General features: G+C 45.1%; 14 protein-coding genes. 6 read left to right on the top strand and 8 right to left on the bottom strand.

Annotated features, from left to right (window positions below):
* Positions 1-2: 2 nt before the first annotated feature.
* From BLW31_RS06320 to BLW31_RS06310, 3 genes are read right to left on the bottom strand one after another with little or no spacing between them, the layout of a single operon-like run.
* The gene (locus tag BLW31_RS06320) at positions 3-1,472 is read right to left on the bottom strand and encodes an ATP-binding cassette domain-containing protein (RefSeq protein WP_010538405.1); all 1,470 of its coding nucleotides are present in this window, start codon (positions 1,470-1,472) and stop codon (positions 3-5) included.
* Positions 1,451-2,365, bottom strand: coding sequence for an HlyD family secretion protein (locus BLW31_RS06315; protein ID WP_022301887.1), 915 nt, complete (start codon positions 2,363-2,365; stop codon positions 1,451-1,453). The genes BLW31_RS06320 and BLW31_RS06315 overlap by 22 nt, the downstream gene beginning before the upstream one ends.
* Before the next feature lie 15 nt (positions 2,366-2,380).
* Positions 2,381-3,649 carry a TolC family protein gene (locus tag BLW31_RS06310; protein WP_010538407.1) on the bottom strand — a complete coding sequence of 423 codons (1,269 nt, stop codon included), beginning with the start codon at positions 3,647-3,649 and terminating at the stop codon, positions 2,381-2,383.
* A 161-nt stretch (positions 3,650-3,810) separates the two neighbouring features.
* Here BLW31_RS06310 and BLW31_RS06305 point away from each other — a divergent pair, with 161 nt between their 5' ends.
* Positions 3,811-4,704: an AraC family transcriptional regulator gene (locus BLW31_RS06305; RefSeq protein WP_010538408.1), complete on the top strand. Its 894-nt coding sequence runs from the start codon at positions 3,811-3,813 to the stop codon at positions 4,702-4,704.
* Between the two features lie 3 nt (positions 4,705-4,707).
* Here the strand turns inward: BLW31_RS06305 and BLW31_RS06300 are convergent, their stop codons facing one another.
* From BLW31_RS06300 to glmS, 5 genes are all read right to left on the bottom strand, one after another.
* Positions 4,708-5,754: a mannose-1-phosphate guanylyltransferase gene (locus BLW31_RS06300; protein WP_029425597.1), complete on the bottom strand. Its 1,047-nt coding sequence runs from the start codon at positions 5,752-5,754 to the stop codon at positions 4,708-4,710.
* 265 nt (positions 5,755-6,019) lie between these two features.
* Positions 6,020-9,325: a carbamoyl-phosphate synthase large subunit gene (carB, locus tag BLW31_RS06295; RefSeq protein WP_010538410.1), complete on the bottom strand. Its 3,306-nt coding sequence runs from the start codon at positions 9,323-9,325 to the stop codon at positions 6,020-6,022.
* Between the two features lie 9 nt (positions 9,326-9,334).
* Complete coding sequence (gene carA / locus BLW31_RS06290) at positions 9,335-10,489, bottom strand: glutamine-hydrolyzing carbamoyl-phosphate synthase small subunit (protein WP_010538411.1); 1,155 nt, start codon at positions 10,487-10,489, stop codon at positions 9,335-9,337.
* Between the two features lie 27 nt (positions 10,490-10,516).
* Positions 10,517-12,400, bottom strand: coding sequence for an amidophosphoribosyltransferase (locus tag BLW31_RS06285; protein WP_010538412.1), 1,884 nt, complete (start codon positions 12,398-12,400; stop codon positions 10,517-10,519).
* A gap of 20 nt (positions 12,401-12,420) precedes the next feature.
* Positions 12,421-14,265 (bottom strand): glutamine--fructose-6-phosphate transaminase (isomerizing), encoded by a 1,845-nt coding sequence (glmS, locus tag BLW31_RS06280; RefSeq protein WP_010538413.1) that lies wholly within the window; start codon positions 14,263-14,265, stop codon positions 12,421-12,423.
* A gap of 361 nt (positions 14,266-14,626) precedes the next feature.
* Between glmS and gltB the strand changes: the two genes are divergently transcribed.
* The 5 genes from gltB (at position 14,627) to BLW31_RS06255 (ending at position 24,304) form a co-directional block, all read left to right on the top strand.
* Positions 14,627-19,174, top strand: a complete 4,548-nt coding sequence (gene gltB / locus BLW31_RS06275) for a glutamate synthase large subunit (RefSeq protein WP_010538414.1) — start codon at positions 14,627-14,629, stop codon at positions 19,172-19,174.
* A gap of 73 nt (positions 19,175-19,247) precedes the next feature.
* Entirely contained in the window at positions 19,248-20,588 is a 1,341-nt protein-coding gene (locus tag BLW31_RS06270; protein ID WP_010538415.1) for a glutamate synthase subunit beta, read from the top strand.
* A 163-nt stretch (positions 20,589-20,751) separates the two neighbouring features.
* The gene (asnB, locus tag BLW31_RS06265) at positions 20,752-22,431 is read left to right on the top strand and encodes an asparagine synthase B (RefSeq protein ID WP_010538416.1); all 1,680 of its coding nucleotides are present in this window, start codon (positions 20,752-20,754) and stop codon (positions 22,429-22,431) included.
* Positions 22,432-22,510: 79 nt separating this feature from the next.
* Positions 22,511-23,356 carry a hypothetical protein gene (locus BLW31_RS06260; protein ID WP_010538417.1) on the top strand — a complete coding sequence of 282 codons (846 nt, stop codon included), beginning with the start codon at positions 22,511-22,513 and terminating at the stop codon, positions 23,354-23,356.
* A gap of 210 nt (positions 23,357-23,566) precedes the next feature.
* A complete protein-coding gene (locus tag BLW31_RS06255) occupies positions 23,567-24,304 on the top strand; it encodes a glycerophosphodiester phosphodiesterase (protein ID WP_010538418.1) in 738 nt (245 codons plus the stop codon).
* The last annotated feature ends 36 nt before the right edge of the window (positions 24,305-24,340 follow it).

The following is a 24,340-nucleotide window of genomic DNA, read 5'->3' as shown; positions in this document are numbered from 1 at the left end:
AATCAATCTGCTTTACGCACCGCATGGCGGGCAAGTTGTTGAAACACATCATCCATCGTCTCCACACCAAACTGCTCTTTCAGTCGAGTCGGTGTATCCAGCGCCTTGATCTGTCCGTCTACCATAATCGATATCCGGTTACAATATTCCGCTTCATCCATGTAGTGTGTGGTAACAAAAACAGTTATTCCCCGATCGGCTGCCTGATAAATCAGTTCCCAGAATTGTCTGCGGGTAGCAGGGTCCACTCCTCCGGTCGGTTCATCCAAGAACACAATCTTCGGTTCATGAAAGATAGAGACAGAAAAAGCCAGCTTCTGCTTCCAACCCAAAGGAAGGCTTTTTACCAGTGTATTCCGTTCGTCTGCAAAGCCGAGGCGTTCTAACAATTCCTCTGTCTTTTCTTCAATTTCCTTATCCTTCATTCCATAGATTCCGGCAAAAAGGCGGATATTCTCCCACACTTTAAGATCTTCATACAAAGAGAATTTCTGGCTCATATATCCGATATGCTTTTTTACCTGTTCAGCTTCGCGGAAGATATCATAACCGGCCACCTTGCCTACCCCCGATGTCGGACGGCTCAATCCGCAAAGCATGCGCATTGCAGTTGTCTTACCTGCTCCATTGGCTCCAAGAAAACCGAAAATCTCTCCGCGTTTCACCTGAAAAGAAATATGGTCGACTGCCGTAAAATGCCCAAAGCATTTAGTCAGCTGATCCACTTCAATAACAGGAACTGCCATATTCTGCGCTTCCTCCCGTTCCAAAGGTGGCGGACAAAGAATAGAAGCAAATTTCTGAAGAATCCGTTCGGGTGTATCAATCCCATGCACCTGTCCATGATTAATAAAAGCAATCCGGTCACATTGACGAGCCTCATCCATAATAGGAGTTGAAACAATAATTGTAATCCCCTGCTTCCTTAAATTACGGAGCATCTGCCAGAATTCTTTTCGCGACACGGGATCTACCCCGGTAGTCGGCTCATCCAGAAATAAAATATCAGGTTTGTGAATCAGAGAACAACTTAACGCCAGCTTCTGCTTCATACCTCCTGACAAAGCTCCTGCCCTTCTTTTTTTAAACGGCTCAATCTGCTGATAGATATCTTTAATCAAATCATAGTTTTCCTGTATCGACGTATGAAAGACTGTCGCAAAAAACTCCAGATTCTCCTCCACAGAAAGATCCTGATAAAGCGAGAATCTTCCGGGCATATACCCTACTTTCGTGCGAATCAACTTGTAATCCGTCACCACATCCAGTCCGTTGACAATCGCCGTGCCTTTATCAGCCAGCAATAAAGTAGTCAGAATACGGAATAAAGTACTCTTACCCGCCCCATCGGGACCGATCAGCCCAAAAATTTCTCCCCGCTCTACTGCAAAGGAAACCTCTTTCAATGCCTCTACTTTCCCGTAGTTCTTACTGACTCCCTTTACAACAACTATGGATTCTCCTTTTTCCATACCACACCTCCATACATACCAATCTTCAGCGAACCGTCATTTTTCACGGCAATCTTTACCGCATATACCAGATTGGCACGTTCATTTTTAGTCAGGATAGTTTTGGGAGTAAATTCCGAACGGTCGGAAATCCAGGTGACCACACCGGGATAAGCTTTCTGTTCCGAATTTCCATAATCGGAGTACACAGTCACTTCATCTCCCAGCTTCACCTGAGACAATTGTTCTGAAGTGACATAAGCCCGCAGATACATCCGGTCAATCTCTCCCACTTTAAACAGCGGCTTGCCAACAGATGCCAGTTCTCCCGCTTCCGCATATTTAGCCAGTACCGTACCTTCGATAGGCGACAGGATATGACATTTGTTCAACTGATCTTCAACTTGTACCACTTGTATACCGACCGAATTTCCTTGTTCCGTCAGGCTGTTCGTACTATTCAGCAATGATGATTCCTGTGCAATCAACTGTCGCTGAAGCAAAGCGATCTGCGAATCCCAGTCGTCCAGCTGTTTCTGGTTAGCAGCTCCGGCAGCAAGCAGGTTCTCCACCCGTTTCTTTTCCCGTTGAGCCGTAGCTATTTGTTGTTTGGTAGCAGCTATCTGCTTTGCCAGGTCGGGACGTTGGCTCTCTACCGACTTCATACTTGCTTCCAGTTGCAGCTTCTTCAGATATAATTGGACGGTATCTACCAAACCGACTTCTTCACCGGCTTTCAGCCTTGTTCCTTCCTCTACTTCCAGTCGCAGCAATTTTCCTGACGCTTCAGCAGAAACGGTCACTTCCGTAGCTTCAAATGTTCCCGTTGCATCATAGTCGGGCACTCCATTCCCACAGGCAGCAAACATCCATACCGCCATCCCGTATATTCCTATTTTTGTCATTCGTTTCATATCCGAAAGATTTTATTAATGATTAGTAGTATATTTCAATTGATAAATGCCCATCAGCCGTTGAATCTCATGCATTGCTTTCGCCTGACGTGCAAGGCTCTCATTCGTCAGTTCTCTAAGCATCTCGGTCACCGTCAGCGTACCATTTGCAACTTTGGCTTCCGCAGCCCGACGAATATTAGTACGCAACCGGATAATTTCATCATCATCCTGCATCTGCTTTTCCAACGAACGGATAGACTGATCTTGCTGTGTCATTTCCAGTCGTGTATTAAAAAGAAACACATCCCGATTGCTGTCCAGTTGTTTCCGTTTATTTTCAATCACCCGGCGGTCGTTCTTCAGCGTATACAGACTCCCGAAATTCCACGAAAGCCGGACGCCTGCAATATAATAAGGAGAAAATTCATTCTTCAGCATATTTAATCCCGGATTACCATAAGCTCCCTGCACAAACAAGCCAAAATGAGGGAGATGACGCACATTCAATGCTTTCTCCTGCACCTGCAATCCCGTTCCCTGTGCATCAAACCATGACAGTTCCGGTCGGCGAATGTCACTGACAGCCGAAAGTTCGTTTTGCGGAACAGGCTTTTCAAACACAGTCTCCTGCGAAAGTACCTCTCCTACCAACAACGAAAGCATCTTCAAATAAGCCATGCGCGAAGATATCAACTCTACTCTTTTCTGGCGAGTATTCAATTGCTCCACTTTCACAGCATCCAGATCAGCCTGATTGGCAATCCCATTTTCTACATAAGCCGTAATCTGACGGAAGTTCCTTCCCAGCTCGTCTTGCAACAAGGCATTCTGAGCCAACTGTTCATCCAACATCAGAATTCCAAAATACAGATCATTCACACGGCTATTCAACGAGTACATATCCACGTTCAACTTTTCTCTGTTGATCTCCGCTTCCGCTTCAGTCTGCTTCTTCTGCATCCGGATTCCTCCGCCATCCCATATCTGCTGTTGTAACTCCAACATCACCTGATATTGATCCTTAGACATTCCTTTGATATCCACTCCGGGAATGGCAACAGGTAACTCCGTCACCTCGCTTTGATAAGACGCTTTTGCTGAAAGAGCGAACTGGGGCAAGTATCCTCTCGCCGCATTTTCCAAATTATATTCTTTCGTCTTCTCTATCAAATCATACTGACGCACCAACGGATAGTTGTCCTGCGTTTTCTGCTGACATTCTTCTAATGTTATACGTCTCGCCTGCCCATACATTCCCGTCACAAAGAGCAAGAGCGAAATACTAAAAATGATTCTTTTCATACACCTGTTTTCTATGAATTCTTCAAAAGACAAAGATAGCCGTTTAAGCGATAGCTTCACATTCCGATAGTTGGGAAATATGTCCCGTTAGTTCGATTTATCCTAAAAAAGGAGAAGATTTTGAGGCAATTTCTTATCTTTGCCGGAAAAGAGCAAAGGGAATGGAACAGAAAGAACCTATGGAATTAGGCCTCCAGCTACTGAAGGATATCAATATAGTACGTCACAACGAATTTCGTTTCATCAATGCCGAGTTCGGGTTTGTAACGAGCTTCTCGAAAATGGAAACGACCATTTTCAAAATCGGACAACCTTACCGGTTACAGGAAGGCCGTATCGCAATCATTACCAATGGACGGGCACGAGTTCTCATTAATCTGATCGAGTATATCTTTCGTCCTAATTATATCTCTCTGATCGCCCCGGGCTCTATCATACAAATTATAGAGACCTCCCAAGACTTTGATGCTCATATGATGGCGATAGAGCATAATTTCCTGCCAGTATCCGGTAAAGAAGAATTCTTTGCCCATTTCCTCCAACGGAAAAAGAATCTGCTGCTTCCACTGACTACCACTGAGCAGGTACAAATAGAGAATTTTATAACAGTCATGTGGGATGTATTACAAGAACCTGTATTCAGAAAAGAAGTAATCCAGCATCTATTGGCAGGATTACTATATAATATAGAATATATAGCCAAAAACAAAGGACAGTCCGAGTCGAGCCCATTGACACATCAGAACGATATTTTTCAACGTTTCATCTCTTTGGTCAACACTTATAGCAAGACAGAACGGAACGTCAGTTTTTATGCAGACAAACTTTGCCTTACTCCCCGTTATCTGAATACAGTGATCCGGCAAGCCAGTCAACAAACAGTAATGGACTGGATCAACCAGTCCATTATACTAGAGGCAAAAGTGCTGCTCAAACACAGCAATCGCCTTGTTTATCAAATTTCTGATGAATTAAACTTTCCCAATCCGTCCTTCTTCAGCAAGTTCTTTAAGCGAATGACAGGAATGACGCCTCAGGAATATCAAAAGAATTAAGGATTACTTTGAGAATTCCTTTATTCTCTGTTCCTCATCCAGTTTGCAAATCAGCAGTGTCTGATCCTTCTCGGCAATGATATATCCATCCAGTCCCTGAATAACAACACGCTTCTCTTCACTGGTATGTACGATACAATTCTTGCTTTCATACAGACGGACATCGGGACCTACTGTAGCATTTCCTGATTTATCTTGCGGCAACAGTCCACGAAGCGCTCCCCATGTCCCTAAGTCCGACCAGCCAAAAGAAGCCGGGAGTACATAGATTTCCTGTGCCTTCTCCATGACTGCATAGTCTATAGAAATAGCTTCACAGGTAGGAAATAGCTTTTTAATCGTTTCATTTTCCTTCTCTGTATAGAAATCCGGGAAAATACGGTCGAAGATTTGCGCTATACCCGGAGCATATACACGCATCACAGAAGTGATAGTGCGTACATTCCATACAAAGATTCCCGCATTCCAAAAATAGCCACCTTCGGCAAGATATCTGTCAGCAGTCTCCCTATCCGGTTTTTCCTTGAATGCATCTACAGTAAAAATCTCCTTGTCAGTCATGATAGGATCTCCGGCGGCAATATATCCATATCCGGTTTCCGGACGAGTCGGTCTGATTCCCAGTGTCACGATAGCACTGCTGTTGTCAGTAAAACGAAGAGCTTTCTCTACTACCCGGCGAAATTCTCCCGTATCAATGACCAATGCATCCGATGGAGTCACCACCACATTGGCATTCGGATGTTTTTTCTTTATTTTCCAGCAAGCATAAGCGATGCAGGGAGCCGTATTCCGCGCACAAGGTTCCGCCAGAATATTACTTTCAGGAATCTCCGGCAATTGCTCCCGGACAATATCAATATATTTCTCGGACGTCACTACCCACACATTCTCCCGTGGGCAGACACCGTCAAAACGATCAGCGGTCAGTTGAATCAACGTACGTCCACATCCCATTACATCAATAAACTGTTTGGGACATTCCGGTGTGCTCATCGGCCAAAAACGGCTGCCGATGCCTCCGGCCATAATTACGATATGATTATCCATGCTCATATTACTCCCCTGTTTTTAGAATATTTTTGAATTGATTGCGCAATTTACACCAATTTGTCCAATCATGCAACTAATGCGCATTAAAAAAAATTCTTACCCGCTTCCTTCAAAAAAGATAGTGTCACTATCACGTTAGTATACTGTCACTATCACCCTGCGATAGTGACAGTATACCGACAGGATAGTGACACTAAAAAAAGCTGTCCCTGAGTATACAGGAACAGCCTTTTCAACTTATTATACAACAACTGATTACATCTTATTTATATTCTTCCCAGCTCTTGATGGCAATATCATCCACAGTCATCGTACAGAAGGCGTTGATAAATGCGCTTGCCAGACGGGCATTCGTAATCAACGGAACATTCAGGTCAATAGCTGCGCGACGGATTTTATATCCATTGTCCAGTTCTCCGGCAGTCAGATTCTTCGGAATGTTGACCACCATGTCGATTTCTTTATTATGAAGCATTTCCAGCGCTTGTGGATGTCCCTCCTCACTCGGCCAGTAGACAAGCGTACTCTCAATACCATTCTCCGCAAAGGTTTTATGAGTACCACCGGTTGCAAATAGCTTGTATCCTTTGTTTACCAACATGCGCGCCGCATCCATCATATCAGCTTTCTGCTTCATTGTACCTGTAGAAAGCAGTATGTTCTTTTTAGGAATGCGGTAGCCGACAGACAACATAGCTTTCAGCACAGCACAGGAAGTATCACTTCCGATACAGCCGACTTCACCCGTAGAAGCCATATCCACTCCCAATACAGGGTCGGCTTTCTGCAAGCGGTTGAAAGAGAACTGCGAAGCCTTTATTCCTACATAGTCCAGTTCAAACAGATTCTTTTCCGGTTTCTCCACAGGAAGTCCAAGCATCACTTTGGTAGCCAGTTCTATGAAGTTTATCTTCAGCACCTTGCTGACAAACGGGAAGGAACGGCTGGCACGCAAATTACACTCGATCACCTTGATATCATTATCTTTTGCCAGATACTGGATATTGAACGGACCGGATATATTCAGCGCCTTGGCAATCTCACGACTAATGCGTTTGATACGGCGGACAGTTTCGACATACAGTTTCTGCGGCGGGAACTGAATGGTAGCGTCACCGGAGTGCACACCGGCAAACTCAATATGTTCGCTGATGGCATAAGCTATGATCTCGCCATTCTGCGCGACAGCATCCATTTCCACTTCCTTCGCATGTTCGATAAACTGGCTTACTACCACCGGATGCTTTTTTGATACATTAGCAGCCAGCTTCAAGAAACGTTCAAGCTCTTCCTGATTGGAACAGACGTTCATCGCAGCCCCCGAAAGCACATAGGACGGACGAACAAGAACCGGAAACCCGACTTCATCGACAAACTCGTTGATATCTTCCAACGATGTCAACTCACGCCAGCGTGGCTGGTCTACGCCGATACGGTCGAGCATTGCAGAGAATTTTTCGCGGTCTTCGGCATTGTCAATGCTCTGGGCGCTTGTTCCCAGTATGTGGATATTCTGAGCATCCAGACGCAAGGCAAGGTTATTCGGAATCTGACCACCGGTAGAGACAATGACACCATGCGGATTTTCCAGTTCAAGAATATCCATTACCCGTTCGAATGTCAGTTCATCAAAGTAGAGACGGTCGCACATATCATAGTCCGTAGATACCGTTTCCGGATTATAATTGATCATCACACTGCGCCAGCCTTCTTTGCGAATGGTATTCAGAGCCTGTACGCCGCACCAGTCAAATTCTACAGAAGAACCGATACGGTAGGCACCGGAACCCAACACGACAATAGACTTATGATCACCCAGATAATGTACATCATTTGCCACTCCGCTATAAGTCAGATACAGATAGTTGGTCTGTGCCGGGTATTCGGCAGCCAGCGTATCGATCTGTTTTACAACCGGAAGAATGCCGGCAGCCTTCCGATATTTGCGGATATACAAGCTTCCATCTTCCATATCACCTTCATAACCAATGGCACGGGCAATCTGAAAATCAGAGAAGCCCTGTTGCTTCGCTTTTCTTAATAGAGAATGGACAAATGGCAATTGACAATTGACAGTTGACAAATGACAATTACCTTGCGGATCTTCGATTGCATGCGCTTCTTTTTCTTTCCTCATTGTCAATTGTCCATTGTCAATTGTCAATTGACGAAGCTCCTTGGAGGTTTGCATGATATTCATCAATTTCTGAAGGAACCATTTATCAATCTTTGTAAGTTCATGCACCTGATCGATGGTATATCCTGCCCGGAAAGCTTTCGAAATTACAAAAATACGTTTATCGGTCGGTTCGCGCAATGCCTTATCGAGATCAGAAATAACCAGTTCCTTGTTTTCTACAAAGCCATGCATTCCCTGTCCGATCATGCGCAGTCCCTTCTGAATAGCTTCTTCAAAAGTACGTCCGATGGCCATCACTTCCCCTACCGATTTCATGGAAGATCCCAATTCCTTGTCTACACCATGGAATTTTCCTAAGTCCCAGCGAGGTATCTTGCATACGACATAATCCAGTGCCGGTTCGAAGAAAGCGGAAGTAGTCTTTGTCACAGAGTTCTTCAAATCAAAGAGTCCGTAGCCGAGTCCTAATTTGGCTGCTACAAAAGCCAACGGATATCCGGTTGCTTTAGAAGCCAAGGCCGAAGAACGGGAAAGACGGGCATTCACTTCAATCACCCGATAATCTTCCGATTCGGGGTCGAAAGCGTACTGAACATTACATTCGCCCACAATACCAATGTGACGGATGATACGTATCGCCAGTTCGCGGAGTTTATGATATTCACTGTTAGTCAGCGTCTGGGAGGGAGCAATAACAATTGATTCACCGGTATGGATACCCAGCGGGTCAAAGTTCTCCATATTACAAACCGTGATACAGTTGTCGAAACGGTCGCGCACCACTTCATATTCTACTTCTTTCCATCCGCGAAGCGATTTCTCGACCAGCACTTGCGGAGAGAAAGAGAAGGCTTTTTCTACCAGCACATCCAGTTGTTCCTCATTATCACAGAAACCGGAGCCCAGACCACCCAATGCATAAGCGGCACGGACAATGACCGGATATCCCAGTTCCTTCGCAGCACGGCGCGCATCTTCTGCATTTTCTACAGCTTCACTTTTAATGGTCTTTACATTAATTTCGTTCAGTTTCTGCACGAAGAGTTCACGGTCTTCCGTATCCATAATGGCCTGTACCGGAGTACCGAGCACTTTAACATTATATTTCTCAAGGATTCCTTCTTTGTATAAAGCAACGCCACAGTTCAGCGCAGTCTGTCCGCCGAATGCCAGCATAATACCCTCCGGCTTCTCTTTCTGAATCACTTTTTCCACGAAATACGGAGTGACCGGAAGGAAATAAATTTGATCTGCTACTCCTTCAGAGGTCTGTACCGTAGCAATGTTCGGATTGATAAGAATGGTTTCAATCCCTTCTTCTTTCAAGGCTTTGAGCGCCTGCGAACCGGAATAGTCGAACTCACCGGCCTCACCGATTTTTAAGGCACCGGAACCCAGCAGCAATACTTTCTTTATATTTTCTTTCATGATGGTCGGTTATTTTAGCAGGTTTACAAATTCGTCGAACAAGAATGCCGTATCCGTAGGACCACTCGCAGCTTCCGGATGGAACTGTGCGGAGAACCAGGGATTTTTCTTGTGCCTGATTCCTTCGTTGGAGCCATCATTCATATTGATGAACAGCGGTTCCCAATCTGCACCCAGCGTATTGTTATCCACGGCATAACCATGATTCTGTGAAGTAATGAAACAGCGTTCCGTTCCTACCATGCGTACCGGTTGGTTATGGCTGCGGTGTCCATATTTAAGTTTGTAAATCTTTGCCCCTCCGGCTTTCGAAAGCAACTGGTTTCCCATGCAGATTCCAAAGATAGGAAGTTTCTCGTTTGCCATTGCTTTGCGAATATTCTGTACAGCTGCATCGCAGGTATCCGGATCACCCGGTCCGTTGGATATAAACAACCCGTCAAATTCAAGTCCGTTGAAATCATAGTCCCATGGTACACGAATAACTTCCACATTCCGTTTCAGCAAGCAACGGATTATATTTGTCTTGACTCCGCAATCCACCAGAAGTACTTTTTTCAATTGACAATTGACAGTTGACAATTGACAATTAAGCTGCGCAATGGGCATGGTTAATGGAAAAGAACGGGATGTCCCGTCGGGAAGATAGGAAATTATTTCTTTGCAGGAAACACGGTCTACGTAATTCACGGCAGCGTAATTGTCAATTGTCAATTGTCCATTGTCAATTGGATTGTCGAAGACAATCTTTCCCATCATCACTCCGTGTTCACGAAGTATTTTGGTCAGTTCACGCGTATCGATGCCCGTGATACCCGGCACTTGTTCACGTTTCAACCATTCACCCAAACTTTCCACTGCATTCCAGTGGCTATATTCATAAGAATAGTCACTTACGATAATCGCTTCCGCATGTATTTTCTCACTTTCCATAAAAGTGGCGAGTCCATTCGGTTCGATGGTAAAAGGAGGAACTCCATAGTTTCCTACCAGAGGATAGGTAAGAGTCATCAGCTGTCCGGCGTAGGAAGGGTCAGTGAGGCTCTCCGGATATCCGGTCATGGCGGTATTGAAAACTACTTCGCCCGCCACCGGCTTCTCGTAACCAAACGACTTACCGGAAAACCGGCTCCCGTCGTCAAGGATTAATGTCACATTTCTCATTCTTATTTCTGAATCGTTGTATGGTTGTTAGAATTGATACATCTGCTCAATGTAGTTGATGAATGCCTGATTCACCATTTTCACACCACCCGGCGTAGGATAATTGCCACTGAAATACCAGTCCCCCAAGTGGTTCGGACAGGCTTCATGAAGCCCTTCCAACGGTTGGTAGACAATTTCCACTTTGGCTTTCGTTCCCTTCGGTGTCAGCAGTTCCACCATTTTGGCAGATATTTCTTCATCCGTAAATGGGGCATAAATTTCTTTCACATAGTTTACCATCTGCTCTTTCGGCAAGCCGACCTGATCTTTGGACTTCCGGTAAGCCGCAGCAATGACATCTTTCATATCACGTTCTTTCAACAATTCGATGGCCGCTCTGAAAGCGATAAACTCGCTCATCTTTGCCATATCGATCCCATAATAATCCGGGTAACGAACTTGCGGTGAAGAGGATACAATCACTATCTTCTTCGGACCAAGACGGTCGAGAATACCGATAATACTTTGCTTCAAGGTAGTACCACGCACAATACTGTCATCGATAATCACCAGATTATCGACACCGGAGACAAGGCTTCCGTAAGTAATGTCATATACGTGAGCAGCCAGATCATTCCGACTGTTTCCCTCTGCAATAAAGGTACGGAGCTTTATGTCTTTTATAGCCACTTTCTCACTGCGGATACGGCGGGAAAGAATAACTTCCAGCTCCTCCATACAGGGATTGTGTACCAATGCAGCAATCTGGCGTACCTTTTCTTCATTCAGATAATCATCCAGCCCCTGCAACATTCCGTAGAAAGCAACTTCAGCCGTGTTGGGGATAAACGAGAAAACGGTATGATCGATATCGTTATGAATGGCTTTCAAAATTCTGGGAATCAGTTTTTCTCCCAAAAGTTTCCTTTCTTTATAGATATCGACATCACTTCCACGGGAGAAGTAAATACGCTCAAAGGAGCAAGCGCGTCTTTCGCGTGGCTTATTGATCTGCGATGTCCGTAGCTTGCCTTCTTTACTGATAAGCAATGCCTGTCCGGGTTGCAGTTCTTTGATTTCTTCCACAGGAACATTCAGAGCTGTCTGAATCACCGGACGCTCGGAAGCCAATACGGCAATTTCATCATCCTGATACCAGAAAGCCGGACGGATACCCCACGGGTCACGGATAGCAAACGACTCGCCGCTTCCGGTAAGACCGCAGATCACATATCCCCCGTCCCACTCACGGCTGGAGGTACGCAGCACGTTCGCCAGCTCGATATGTTCTTCTATATAGTGAGTGATCCCCATGCCCGTCAGTCCTTCGGCTTCGGCAAGATTGAAGAGGCGTTCCACTTCACGGTCAAGGCGATGGCCTACCTGTTCCAACATGATATAGGTGTCGGCATACTTACGGGGATGCTGTCCGATAGCGGTGATACGGGCAAATATTTCATCGACATTCGTCATAGTGAAGTTTCCGCAGAGAGCCAGATTCTTGGCACGCCAGTTGTTTCTTCGCAAAAACGGATGTACATAGGAAATTCCGGATTTTCCGGTGGTGGAATAACGCAGATGCCCCATGTATGCTTCACCGGCAAAAGGTAAAGTACGTTTGGCGAAAGCTGCATCATGCAATTGTTCGGAAGTCAGGTCTTTAAAATTACTTTGTACGTTTTCAAAGATTTCAGTGATAGCACCGGAACCTAATGCACGTTCACGAAACATATATTCTTCACCCGGATTTGCTTCCAGTTTCACACATGCCAGTCCTGCTCCTTCCTGTCCCCGATTGTGCTGTTTCTCCATTAACAGATAGAGTTTGTTGAGACCGTACATCCATGTTCCGTACTTTTTCTCGTAATACTCCAGAGGTTTGAGCAGCCGTATCATGGCAACGCCACATTCATGTTTCAATTGTTCCATCTAATTTATTTACTATTTAATCATTCCACAGTTACCGACTTTGCCAGATTTCTAGGTTGGTCTACATCCATTCCTTTGCACACCGCAATGTGATAAGCAAGCAATTGGAGAGGTACCGTAGTAATTAACGGATCAAGGCACTCGATTGTTTCCGGAAGTTCGATACTGCAATCGGCTATTTTACTGATCACTGTATCTCCCTTAGTTACAAATGCAATTACCCGGCCTTTTCGTGCCTTGATTTCCTGAATATTGCTCAGTACTTTCTCGTACAGTCCGTTCTGGGTAGCAATGACGACTACCGGCATTTCAGCATCAATCAAGGCAATCGGTCCGTGTTTCATTTCGGCAGCCGGATAACCTTCGGCGTGAATATACGATATTTCTTTCAATTTCAACGCACCTTCCAAAGCAACAGGATAACTATATCCGCGTCCGAGGTAAATAAAGTTATGCGCATAGGTGAAAGTTTTTGATAATTCCGCCAACTTATCATTCAGTTTCAGCACCTCCTTCATTTTTTCGGGAATATTGTTCAGTTCCTGCACAATTGTGAGATAATGCGCCTCATCCAGCGTACCTTTCTCTTTGGCGAGAGTTAATGCCAACATTGTCAGTACACTCACCTGTCCTGTAAATGCTTTGGTAGAAGCTACTCCAATCTCCGGGCCGACGTGGATATACGAACCTGTATGAGTGGCACGGGGAATAGAGGAACCAATCGCGTTGCATATACCATATATAAAAGCACCGCGACTTTTCGCCAGTTCTACTGCCGCCAGTGTATCCGCCGTTTCTCCACTTTGCGAAATGGCAATCACCACATCATGCTCGTCGATCACCGGATCACGATAACGAAATTCGGAAGCATACTCCACTTCTACCGGAATACGGCAGAAACTTTCAATCAGGTGTTTACCGATCAGTCCCGCATGCCAGGAAGTACCACAAGCCACAATGACAAAGCGTTTGGCATTCAGCAACTTCTCTTTATAGTCAATCACGGCCGAAAGCACCACATTATTCGCTTCCACATTGATACGTCCGCGCATACAATCACGGATACAGTCCGGCTGCTCAAAAATCTCCTTCAGCATAAAATGCGGATAGCCCCCTTTATCCAGCTGTCCGAGGTTCAACTCTACCTTTTTCACTTCGGGGGTCATTTCCACATTATTCAGATTGACTACCTTCAATTCTTTTCCCCGGTTGATCACCGCTATCTCACCATCTTCCAGATATACTACCTTATCTGTATATTCTACAATCGGCGTGGCATCCGACGCCAGAAAAAATTCCTCTTCACCAATACCTACCACCAGCGGACTGCTTTTGCGGGCCGCAATAATTTCCTCCGGGTGCTCCTTATCAAGAATCGCAATCGCATAAGCACCAATCACCTCGCCCAATGCCAACTGAACGGCAGTGAGCAAATCAACCTGATGGGTAACTTTCATATATTCGATTAGTTGAACAAGCACCTCGGTATCGGTACTACTTTTAAAGGTGTAACCTTTGGCCTGAAGTTTTTCTTTGAGAACGGCGTAGTTTTCAATGATACCGTTGTGAATGAGAGCGAGCTTTTCGGAAGAAGAATAATGAGGATGGGCATTAGCTGAACAAGGTTCCCCGTGTGTAGCCCAACGGGTATGGGCAATTCCGACTGTACCGGAAATATCTTTGTGTGTGACGAAATTTTCGAGTTCGGAGACTTTTCCTTTCGTCTTGTACACATTTAATTGTTGGTTATCACTGATCAATGCTACCCCTGCACTGTCATATCCACGATACTCCAGCCGCTTCAACCCTTTAATAAGGATGGGGTAGGCTTTTCTTTTACCAATATAGCCTACTATTCCACACATATTATGATATTTTTATTTCGGTTGCAAATATACGAATTCCAAATGACATAAAGATAAATTTTCCTATATTTATTTGACATAAGCACATAAAAAAGTTGTAAACACATCAAAAAGTTAAATAATATATTATTTTTAGCTCAAAAAGAAACAAGTTACAATCAGAATAAAATAAAAGCAAACAACTAATAAATTTGATACAAATCCGCAGATTTTGATTACAATCTAAAAGAATAAAGAGCAGGCTTTTTATTTCGTGTTACACAAAACTAACAAAATACTATCATTATGAAATTAAATCATTAATTTTGCCGAACATTTTGATAGAATAAATAGGTATTATCATACAATAAAGCTAGAAAGAATGAAAAAACAAGAACTTTTTAACAACGCAACAGAAGGATTCACCTACCAACGAGCACCTCAACAGATGGGGTTGTACGACGCGGCATACGAACACGATGCCTGCGGAGTTGGCATGCTGGTGGACATTCACGGAAAAAAGTCACACGACCTTGTTGAGTCGGCTTTAAAAGTATTGGAGAACATGCGCCACCGTGGTGCTGAAGGGGCGGATAACAAAACCGGAGACGGTGCAGGTATTATGTTACAGATTCCGCATGAGTTTATTTTACTGCAAGGCATTCCTGTTCCCGAAAAAGGACGCTATGGTACCGGCCTGCTTTTTCTGCCGAAAAATGAGGAAGACCAGGCAGCTATTTTAAGTATCATTATTGAGGAAATAGAGAAAGAAGGACTTACATTGATGCACTTGCGCAATGTACCTACCTGCCCGGAAATTCTGGGTGAAGCAGCTCTGGCTAATGAACCGGACATCAAACAGGTATTCATCACCGGATTTACGGAAACGGAAGCTGCCGACCGCAAATTGTATCTGATCCGTAAGCGGATAGAGAATAAAGTCAGATTGTCAGCCATTCCGACAAGAAATGATTTTTATGTCGTTTCGCTCTCTACCAAGAGTATTATATATAAAGGTATGCTTTCGTCATTGCAGCTACGCAACTATTATCCCGATCTGACGAACAGCTATTTTACCAGTGGACTGGCACTGGTACACTCCCGTTTCAGTACCAACACATTCCCGACATGGGGATTGGCACAACCCTTCCGTTTGTTGGCCCACAACGGCGAAATCAATACGATTCGCGGCAACCGCGGATGGATGGAGGCCCGTGAAAGTGTACTCTCCACTCCTGATCTGGGAGATATCAAAGAGATCCGACCGATTATACAGCCGGGCATGAGTGACAGCGCTTCTCTGGACAATGTGCTGGAGTTTCTGGTTATGTCGGGATTAAGCCTGCCACATGCCATGGCAATGCTCGTACCGGAATCTTTCAACGAGAAAAACCCGATCAGCGAGGACCTGAAATCTTTCTATGAGTATCATTCTATCCTGATGGAACCATGGGACGGACCGGCAGCCCTGCTCTTCAGTGACGGACGTTTTGCCGGTGGTATGCTCGACCGTAACGGTCTGCGCCCTGCCCGCTATCTGATCACTAAAAACGACCTGATGGTAGTTGCCTCCGAAGTAGGTGTAATGGACTTCGAACCGGGAGACATAAAAGAAAAAGGACGCCTGCAACCGGGAAAGATTCTGCTGATTGATACAAAAAAAGGAGAAATCTACTATGACGGTGAATTGAAAAAACAACTTGCCGAAGCGAAACCGTACCGTACGTGGTTGTCGACCAACCGTATCGAACTGGATGAACTGAAAAGCGGGCGCAAAGTACCTCATCACGTAGAAAATTATAACCGGATGCTCCGTACTTTCGGCTACTCCAAAGAGGACATCGAACGGTTGATTATGCCGATGGCAAGCACAGGTGCGGAACCGATTCATTCAATGGGGAATGATACGCCTTTAGCTGTACTCTCCGATAAACCTCAGTTGTTTTACAACTATTTCCGCCAGCAATTCGCACAAGTGACTAATCCACCGATCGACCCGCTACGTGAGGAACTCGTCATGTCTCTGACGGAATATATCGGAGCGGTAGGCATGAACATTCTGACTCCCAGTGAAAGCCATTGCAAAATGGTACGTCTGAATCATCCGATTCTAAGCAACACACAGCTGGATATTCTCTGCAATATCCGCTACAAGGGTTTCAAGACTGTGAAATTGCCGATGTTGTTTGAAGTATCGAAAAGAAAAGCCGGCTTGCAGGAAGCACTGAACAGGCTGTGCAAAATGGCGGAAGAGTCGGTAACGGAAGGTGTAAACTACATTGTGCTGACCGACCGTGAGGTAGATGCCACCCATGCGGTAATCCCTTCATTGCTGGCAGTAAGCGCCGTTCACCATCATCTGATTTCCGTAGGCAAACGTGTTCAGACAGCTTTGATTGTAGAAAGCGGAGAAATACGTGAAGTTATGCACGCTGCCTTATTGCTCGGCTTCGGAGCAAGCGCACTGAATCCATATATGGCATTTGCTATCCTCGACAAGTTGGTGAAGGACAAAGATATTCAGCTGGATTATGCTACAGCAGAGAAAAACTATATCAAATCTATCTGCAAAGGTCTGTTCAAGATCATGAGCAAGATGGGTATCTCCACCATCCGCTCTTATCGTGGTGCGAAAATTTTCGAAGCTGTCGGGCTCAGTGAGGAATTGAGTAAGGCTTACTTTGGTGGAATCGGGTCACCAATCGGAGGTATTCGTCTGGAAGAGGTAGCCAAAGACGCAATCGCTTTCCACGATGAAGGTATCCGGGAGGTGAAGAGTGAAGAGTTACTGAATAGAGGATTGTATGCCTTCCGGAAAGACGGAGAAAAACATGCATGGAATCCGGAAACAATCAGCACGTTGCAACTGGCTACCCGCTTAGGCAGCTACAAGAAATTCAAAGAGTTCACTCATTTGGCAGACGATAAGGAGAGTCCTATTTTTCTGCGTGATTTCCTGAGTTTCCGTCGCAATCCTATCTCTATCGACCGAGTGGAACCTATAGAGAATATCCTCCGACGTTTTGTGACGGGTGCCATGTCTTTCGGTTCTATCAGCAAGGAAGCCCACGAAGCGATGGCAATTGCCATGAACACCATCCATGGACGCAGCAACACAGGGGAAGGTGGTGAAGACGCTTCCCGTTTCCACCCGCTGCCGGACGGAACTTCCATGCGAAGCGCCATCAAACAGGTAGCTTCCGGACGCTTTGGTGTCACCGCTGAATATCTGGTTAATGCTGATGAAATACAGATTAAAATAGCTCAGGGAGCCAAACCGGGTGAAGGCGGACAGCTTCCGGGATTCAAAGTGAACGATGTGATTGCCAAGACACGCCACTCCATTCCGGGGATCTCGCTGATTTCTCCTCCTCCCCACCATGATATTTATTCCATCGAGGATTTGGCACAATTGATATTTGACTTGAAAAACGTGAATCCACAAGCCAAAATCAGTGTCAAACTGGTGGCAGAAAGTGGAGTCGGCACAATCGCCGCGGGTGTGGCAAAGGCAAAAGCGGATTTGATTGTCATTTCCGGTGCCGAAGGCGGTACGGGAGCCTCTCCTGCTTCATCCATCCGCTATGCAGGTATTTCTCCGGAATTGGGATTGAGCGAGACACAACAGACACTGGTTCTGAACGGCCTGCGCGGACAAGTCGTTCTGCAAGCCGACGGACAATTGAAAACCGGACGCGATATTATTTTAATGGCATTGATGGGAGCCGAGGAATATGGTTTCGCTACTTCCGCACTGATCGTATTGGGATGTGTGATGATGCGTAAATGTCATCAGAATACTTGTCCGGTAGGTGTAGCTACTCAGAACGAAGAATTACGCAAACGTTTTCACGGACGTAGTGAATATCTGGTCAACTTCTTCACATTCCTGGCACAGGAAGTCCGTGAATATCTCGCAGAAATGGGATTTACCAAGATGGATGACATCATCGGACGCACAGACCTGATTGAACGCAAATCCGTTGCGGGTGATCCGAACCCGAAGCATGCCTTGATCGACTTCACCAAATTACTGGCACGTATAGACAACAGTGCGGCTATCCGTCACGTCACCGATCAGGAGCACGGCATCTCGACCGTAAAGGATGTGACAATCATAGACGCTGCCCAAGAGGCGATTGAACACGAAAAAGAAGTTTCGCTGGAATATACGATTGCCAATACGGACCGGGCGACAGGTGCCATGCTCTCCGGTGTCATTGCCAAGAAGTACGGAGAAAAAGGCTTGCCGGAACATACCTTGAATGTAAAGTTCAAAGGTTCTGCGGGACAGTCATTCGGCGCTTTTCTGGTGCCGGGCGTAAATTTCAAGCTGGAAGGTGAAGCCAATGATTACCTGGGTAAAGGTTTGAGTGGCGGACGTATCGCCGTCCTGCCTCCTATCCGCAGCAACTTCGAAGCCGAGAAGAACACAATTGCAGGTAATACCCTGCTTTATGGGGCAACCAGTGGCGAGGTATACATCAATGGGCGTGCCGGCGAACGTTTCGCCGTACGTAATTCGGGAGCTGTCGCTGTAGTAGAAGGTGTAGGCGACCATTGCTGTGAATATATGACCGGAGGCCGCGTAGTGGTTCTGGGACAAACGGGACGAAATTTTGCAGCTGGTATGAGCGGCGGTGTAGCTTATGTGTGGAACAAAGACGGCAATTTCGATTATTTCTGCAACATGGAGATGGTAGAATTATCACTGATCGAAGAGGCCAGTTACCGAAAAGAACTGCACGAACTGATTCGACAGCACTATCTGTACACCGGTTCGAAACTGGCACGTACCATGCTCGATGACTGGAACCATTATGCCGATCAGTTTATTCAGGTAGTACCTATCGAATATAAAAAGGTGCTGCAGGAAGAGCAGATGAGAAAGTTACAGCAGAAAATTGCAGATATGCAGAGAGACTATTAATTCAAGTAATAGGTATCAGGTATTAACGATACAGAAGGCTACGGCTAATACTTAATATTTAAGATTAAAGACAATGGGAGATCCAAAAGCATTTTTAAATATACCTCGCCAGGAAGCGGGATACCGCCCCATAAGCGAGCGCATCACTGACTATAGTCAGGTAGAACAGACATTGAATACAAACAGCCGCAAGTTGCAGGCTTCCCGCTGTATGGACTGTGGCGTACCATTCTGCCATTGGGCATGTCCGATAGGCAACAAACAGCCGGAATGGCAGGACGCATTATACAAAGGAAAATGGAAAAAAGCGTATGAAATTTTATCCTCAACCTGCGACTTTCCGGAATTTACCGGACGTATATGCCCTGCCCTTTGCGAAAAGTCCTGTGTGCTGAAACTATCCTGCGACCAGCCGGTGACGATTCGCGAGAATGAAGCGGCTATCGTAGAAGCCGCTTTTCGTGAAGGATATATACAGGTACAAACACCCCGAAGAAACGGAAAAAGTGTAGCAGTGATCGGTGCCGGTCCTGCCGGACTGGTAACTGCCAATCAGTTGAACCAGAAAGGTTACACCGTCACCCTGTTTGATAAGGACGAAGCACCGGGAGGATTGTTACGTTTCGGCATTCCAAATTTCAAACTGGATAAAAATGTCATTGACCGGCGTATGAAAATATTGGCAGCAGAAGGTATCCGGTTTGAGATGGGAGTAGAAGTAGACGTCCATCATTTGCCGAAAGGTTTTGACGCTTACTGCATTTGTACCGGAACCCCCGTTGCCCGTGACTTGAGTATTCCGGGACGTGAACTGAAAGGTATTCACTTTGCACTCGAAATGCTGGCACAGCAAAACCGGACTCTGGAAGGTCAGACTTTCGCAAAGGATAAGTTAGTGAACGCTAAAGGCAAAAAGGTACTTGTCATCGGTGGCGGCGATACCGGATCAGACTGTATCGGAACCAGTGTACGACAGGGAGCAACCAGTGTTACACAAATTGAAATCATGCCCAAACCGCCCGTAGGTCACAATCCGGCTACTCCGTGGCCTCAATGGCCTGTAGTATTTAAAACGACTTCCAGCCACGAAGAAGGTTGTACACGTCGCTGGTGCCTGGCCTCCAACCAGTTCCTCGGGAAAGACGGTAAGGTTACAGGTGTAGAAGTGGAAGAGGTGGAATGGACTCCGACAGCAGACGGCGGACGTCCAACGATGAAGCCTACAGGCAAGAAGGAAGTAATCGAGGCGGATCTGGTACTATTGGCTATGGGATTCCTGAAACCGGAGCAACCTAAATTCCCGGAAAACGTATTCGTTGCCGGAGATGCGGATACAGGCGCAAGTCTGGTAGTACGGGCTATGGCAGGAGGACGGGCGGCAGCAGCTAAGATAGATGATTACCTGACCAAATAGTACTACGACAGGTAATAAGAAAAAGTTGGATTACTATGATTCTTTCGTTCCACCTGGGTAGAACGAAAGAAAAACCTAGGTGGAACGAAAGAATTATAACCAATCCATTTAAAAAGAATAGCGAGAAAACAATATATTATATAACCCCCAAACACTTAAAGTTATGTGTGGAATAGCAGGTATACTCAACATAAAAGTTCAGACTAAGGAACTAAGAAGCAAAGCACTGAAAATGGCTCAGAAAATCCGTCACCGCGGACCGGACTGGAGTGGCATCTACGTAGGCGGAAGCGCCATTCTGACACACGAGCGTCTCTCCATCGTTGACCCGCAAAGTGGCGGGCAACCCCTCTACTCTCCCGATCGCAAACAAGTGCTTGCCGTAAATGGCGAAATCTACAACCACCGTGATATCCGTGCAAAATATGCCGGTAAATACAACTTCCAAACAGGAAGTGACTGCGAAGTAATCCTTGCTTTATACAAAGATAAAGGCATTCATTTCCTGGAAGATATCAACGGTATCTTTGCTTTCGTTCTTTATGATGAAGAAAAAGACGAATTCCTGATTGCCCGGGACCCTATCGGTGTCATACCTTTATATATAGGGAAAGACAAGGATGGAAAAATCTATTTTGGCAGTGAGCTGAAAGCACTCGAAGGCTTCTGTGAAAAATACGAGACGTTCCTCCCGGGACATTACTTTTATAGTAAAGAGGGGAAAATGAAACGTTGGTATACCCGTGAATGGACAGACTACGAAGTTGTAAAAAACAACGGAGCCAAAGCCTATGACGTAAAAGAAGCATTGGAAGATGCTGTTCATCGCCAGTTGATGAGTGATGTTCCTTATGGAGTCCTTCTTTCAGGCGGGCTAGATAGCTCCGTCATTTCCGCTATCGCCAAGAAATATGCAGCAAAACGTATCGAAACAGACGGAGCAAGTGACGCTTGGTGGCCTCAACTCCACTCCTTTGCTATCGGACTAAAAGGGGCACCCGATTTGAGCAAGGCACGTGAAGTGGCAGAATACATCGGTACGGTTCATCACGAAATTAATTATACGGTTCAGGAAGGACTGGACGCTATCCGGGATGTCATTTATTTTATCGAGACATATGATGTGACTACTGTACGTGCTTCTACCCCTATGTATTTGCTGGCACGTGTTATCAAATCAATGGGAATCAAAATGGTGCTGAGCGGTGAAGGGGCCGATGAAGTTTTCGGAGGCTATCTTTACTTCCATAAAGCCCCTACTCCACAGGCTTTCCACGAGGAAACCGTACGCAAGCTCTCAAAACTTCACATGTACGACTGCCTCCGTGCCAACAAAAGTCTGTCTGCCTGGGGTGTAGAAGGACGTGTTCCCTTTCTGGATAAAGAATTTCTGGATGTGGCAATGACTTTGAATCCGAAGGCTAAAATGTGTCCCGGTAAAGAGATCGAAAAACGAATTGTACGTGAAGCTTTTGCCGACATGTTGCCGGAAAGCGTGGCATGGAGGCAGAAAGAACAGTTCAGCGATGGTGTAGGATATTCATGGATTGATACATTAAGAGAAATGACAGCTGCTGCCGTCAGCGACGAACAGATGAAACATGCAGCCGAACGTTTCCCGATCAACACCCCACAGAACAAGGAAGAATATTATTACCGGAGTATTTTTGAAGAGTATTTCCCCAGTGAAAGTGCGGCACGCAGCGTACCGAGCGTACCCAGTGTAGCATGTTCCACAGCAGAAGCACTCGCATGGGATGCAGCTTTCAAAAATTTAAATGAGCCAAGCGGCAGAGCGGTAAAAGGAATACATGAAGAGGCTTATGACGAACGGATAAAATAAATCGGTTGAAAAATGATAGATGTCTGAAATAAACTCATACCTTTGAGAATATATTTATCATCTATCATTCAATAAACAAATGAACATTAAGTTTTTATGGTGCTGGTGCATCTTTTCCTTGCTAAGTATTACTTCTGCATTCTCTACTTCACAAGAATCAGAAATACTATTCATAGACGGAGTGAAATGGGATATGCTGGCCCAACCGATTGACATAGATTCCATACATAACACTAAATTCAGAGAATTTTTGCCCAAAGAGCGACATTGGACGACTGCAAACTGGGACGGATATACAGGAGTCTGGGAAATAAAGAATAATCAATTGTACCTTCAAAAGGTCATTATTGAAATATCGGAAAACCATAGCACAGAAAAGAGAGAAGTTAAGGGAATAGATTCTTTTTTTAGTGAATATAAAACAGACGATGGAATCTTTGCTTCCTGGTTTAGCGGAAAAGTACGGTTAGGCCGGGGTGATATTATACGTTTTGGTGCCGGAGGTTTCGACAGAAACTACATGGAGGAGTGTGTATTGACTATCAAAGACGGTGTTGTCACAGATAAAGTGTTTTATCACAATAGCCGAAAGGAAGGGATCAAGCTATTACAAATCAGAGATAGTCTACAGGCACATTTCCCTTGGGAAAAGTTCCCCGAAATAAGCGGAAAAAGACATATTATCTTTTTATCTGATTTCGATTTATCCGCTGACGGACACTATATAGACAGCAATGTCAAAATCCGACTGGATAAAGTCATGACCGAAGACCAGAGCCATCCGATAATAACAGCCATCAAAAAGAAGCTAAAAGAAATCTATCCTTGGGAGGTTTTATATATTAATGGGAAATACCGTCCGGAATATCAACATTTCACTTTCCCTATTATCATCAAAAGCTCAAATGATGAAACTCCTGATTAGTTGTCATTATCTTCTCCATAGATGATATCGGCCAATGTTTATTCATCAGTTTGTAAAGTCAAGAATAAAAAGTCTATATTTCTATGCATAAAAGCAGCCAATTAACGCAGATTAGCATAATAACAAGCTAATCTGTGTTTTATTTTTTATATTTTTGGACTCATAAACTCTTTAAACGTACTATCAATGAAAATAAAAAGAATTATTCTAATGGCCGCCCTTATCATTTCAGTAGCTAGCGTTCAAGCACAAAAGTCACAGGTTATCGCTCATCGTGGCTATTGGAAAACAGCAGGTTCTGCCCAAAACAGCATCACATCTTTGCAAAAGGCGGATTCTATACATTGCTATGGTTCCGAATTTGATGTATGGCTTGCCAAAGACAATAAGCTGGTTGTCAACCACGATCCTGTCTACAAGATGAAATACATGGAATATTCCAAGGGAGATGCTCTTACAGGATTGAAACTATCAAACGGAGAAAATCTGCCCAGCCTGCAAAAATATCTGGAAGCCGGCAAAAAATGCAATACTAAGCTAATACTTGAACTGAAAGCGCATAACAGCAAAAAACGTGAAACAAAAGCCGTACAGGAAATCCTTGCCATGGTGAAAAAGATGGGACTGGAAGATCGTATGGAATATATCACTTTCTCGCTGCACGCAATGAAAGAGTTTATCCGTCTGGCACCTGCCGGAACCCCGGTATTCTACCTCAACGGAGAACTATCTCCCAAAGAACTGAAAGACCTCGGCGCTGCCGGACTTGACTACCACATGGGAGTAATCAAAAAACATCCCGAATGGATCAAAGAAGCACATGATCTCGGATTGAAAGTCAATGTCTGGACGGTAGACAAAGCAGAAGACATGAAGTGGCTGATTGACCAGAAGGTGGATTTCATTACGACCAATGAACCGATTGTGGCACAAGATATGCTAAAATAATCACTCACAGAAAATTTCTAAGAGCTAAAACAATAT

The organism is Bacteroides faecis MAJ27 (genome assembly GCF_900106755.1).
In the GTDB taxonomy this organism is placed as follows: Bacteria; Bacteroidota; Bacteroidia; order Bacteroidales; family Bacteroidaceae; genus Bacteroides; species Bacteroides faecis.
This window is presented reverse-complemented; position numbering and strand designations above follow the sequence as displayed.

What these genes read in the sequence shown, in the direction of transcription:
- BLW31_RS06320 (WP_010538405.1), bottom strand. Translation starts at nt 1,472, where the DNA reads ATGGAAAAAGGAGAATCCATAGTTGTTGTAAAGGGAGTCAGTAAGAAC.
- BLW31_RS06315 (WP_022301887.1), bottom strand. Translation starts at nt 2,365, where the DNA reads ATGAAACGAATGACAAAAATAGGAATATACGGGATGGCGGTATGGATG.
- BLW31_RS06310 (WP_010538407.1), bottom strand. Translation starts at nt 3,649, where the DNA reads ATGAAAAGAATCATTTTTAGTATTTCGCTCTTGCTCTTTGTGACGGGA.
- BLW31_RS06305 (WP_010538408.1), top strand. Translation starts at nt 3,811, where the DNA reads ATGGAACAGAAAGAACCTATGGAATTAGGCCTCCAGCTACTGAAGGAT.
- BLW31_RS06300 (WP_029425597.1), bottom strand. Translation starts at nt 5,754, where the DNA reads ATGGATAATCATATCGTAATTATGGCCGGAGGCATCGGCAGCCGTTTT.
- carB (WP_010538410.1), bottom strand. Translation starts at nt 9,325, where the DNA reads ATGAAAGAAAATATAAAGAAAGTATTGCTGCTGGGTTCCGGTGCCTTA.
- carA (WP_010538411.1), bottom strand. Translation starts at nt 10,489, where the DNA reads ATGAGAAATGTGACATTAATCCTTGACGACGGGAGCCGGTTTTCCGGT.
- BLW31_RS06285 (WP_010538412.1), bottom strand. Translation starts at nt 12,400, where the DNA reads ATGGAACAATTGAAACATGAATGTGGCGTTGCCATGATACGGCTGCTC.
- glmS (WP_010538413.1), bottom strand. Translation starts at nt 14,265, where the DNA reads ATGTGTGGAATAGTAGGCTATATTGGTAAAAGAAAAGCCTACCCCATC.
- gltB (WP_010538414.1), top strand. Translation starts at nt 14,627, where the DNA reads ATGAAAAAACAAGAACTTTTTAACAACGCAACAGAAGGATTCACCTAC.
- BLW31_RS06270 (WP_010538415.1), top strand. Translation starts at nt 19,248, where the DNA reads ATGGGAGATCCAAAAGCATTTTTAAATATACCTCGCCAGGAAGCGGGA.
- asnB (WP_010538416.1), top strand. Translation starts at nt 20,752, where the DNA reads ATGTGTGGAATAGCAGGTATACTCAACATAAAAGTTCAGACTAAGGAA.
- BLW31_RS06260 (WP_010538417.1), top strand. Translation starts at nt 22,511, where the DNA reads ATGAACATTAAGTTTTTATGGTGCTGGTGCATCTTTTCCTTGCTAAGT.
- BLW31_RS06255 (WP_010538418.1), top strand. Translation starts at nt 23,567, where the DNA reads ATGGCCGCCCTTATCATTTCAGTAGCTAGCGTTCAAGCACAAAAGTCA.